1 protein-coding gene is annotated in these 1,901 nt (G+C 39.9%); it reads right to left on the bottom strand.

The features are described from left to right. Positions 1-376: 376 nt before the first annotated feature. Positions 377-1,901 (bottom strand): efflux RND transporter periplasmic adaptor subunit (locus F6K22_RS39785; RefSeq protein WP_293110567.1); only part of this gene is annotated, 1,525 nt, incomplete at its 5' end.

The raw sequence follows: 1,901 nt of genomic DNA on the forward strand, positions 1-1,901 counted from the left end.
TGATTCAAAGGAAAAATTTTTTCTTTTTTCCCCTATCCAAGGGGAGGCGCATACCCACAATTTCTCGGTAATATAGAAGCCCTAAGCGTATCTCCAGAAAATAGGTTCTCAGGAGAATTAATTGATTTTTAGATGGGATGCAAGGCAGATATCTAATACACCCCATCTCCCCATCTCCCCCACTCCCCTACTCTCAATCTATAATTTTAAATAAATCCCTTTAGGGGTTCTATAGCTACTAGGTTCACCTTTCATGTCGGGGACAACCGAAAAGCGGAACGGATGTTCTATCGATACTTTCATGCAACAAAGCCCTATAATTCTATAAATTACTTCAATATTCCATCTCACTACCTCCCCATACTCCCCACACTCCCTACTTTCTATCAGTAGGATTTCCTAACTCAGAATCATCAGTAATAGGAACACCATTTCGGAGCTTGACTACACCTGAGACCACGATGTTGTCACTTCCCTTCAATCCATCAATTACTTCATAAGTTTGACCTTGAGTGGTTCCCAACTTTACAGGTTTCTGAGTTGCAATCAACTTTTTCTCACCATCCGTAATTTTCTCTTCTGCTAGAAACACAAAAGCTTGATCTCCAATCCGCCTGACAGCATGAATGGGAACGGTTAATCCTTGCTTTTCTTCCCAGATAACTCTTGCTCTTACTTGTTGGTTAGTTTGCAGTTTCTTTTGAGCATTGTTATATATTGCTTTGACTAAAATAGTTTGAGTTCCTTGACCAGCATCTGGAGAGATAAAAGATACTCGACTACTGCCAACTAATTTATCTGTTTTATCTGTGTCTCTAGATATCAACTCAACTCGTGTACCTAGTCTAATTCGAGGTAGTAGATCTATGGGAATATCAATATTAACTTCTAAAGTATTGTTGTCTTGAATAGTGGTTAGTTCACTTTGAGTATCTACATAATCACCAACTTTCGGTTCCACATTCCCAACTACCCCACTAATAGGAGCAACAATATCGTAATATTGTAACTCTACTTGCTCTGCTACTGCACTTGCTTGCGCTTGTTGTAGTTGACCGCGAGCTTGAGCTACCTGACCTTCCTGAGATGCAATGAGTTGGTTTTGACTAGCTATTTGAGCATCTAAAGTTTCAATGCGACGTTCCAAATCTTTTTTAGCACTTTCAACTTGTGCTTCTGAAGCTTTAATAACTTCTCTTTGAGAGGCTATTTGAGCATCTAAAGTAGTTGTACGCCTTTGTAAATCTTTTCTAGCACTTTCGACCTGTGCTTTAGAAGCTTCAATAACTTCTCTTTGAGCTGCTATTTGAGCATCTAAAGTAGTTGTACGTCTTTGTAAATCTTTTCTGGCACTTTCAACCCGTGCTTCTGCTGCTTCAATTTCTTGCTCTATATTATCTATTTCTGCTTCAGCTTGTTTAATGTCGCGGGTCGCTTGGTCGAACCTTTCTTTGGGAACTGCTCCTTGTTCGTAGAGTGTAGAAAATCTTACTTGTTCAATTTTTTGGTATTCTAAAGTTGCTTCTCTTCTATCTTTTTCAGCCTTCTGAGCTCGTAAAGCTGCTTCAGCATCATCTACTTGCGCTTGCTCCGATAGGGACGCAGATTCAGCGATTAATCTATTTAGTTCCTGACGCTGCGATCCCAGACTTGCTCGAGCATTCTCTAAATTAGCTTCTTCTGATAAGGAACTAGACTCAGCTAATAATCTATTTAATTCCTGACGCTCTCGACGGAGGTTAGCTCTAGCATTTTCTAGATTAGCCCGCTCGGAGTTTAATTCTCTTTGGGCAATTAGTTCCGTTTTATCATCTCTCAAGGATCTTAGTTGAGCCTCCGCACTATCTAATTGTGCCTTAGCTGAACCTATCTGAGCAATATTACTATCAAGAACTGCTTGT

It is taken from the genome of Okeania sp. SIO2F4, assembly GCF_010672385.1.
Classification (GTDB): domain Bacteria; phylum Cyanobacteriota; class Cyanobacteriia; order Cyanobacteriales; family Microcoleaceae; genus Trichodesmium.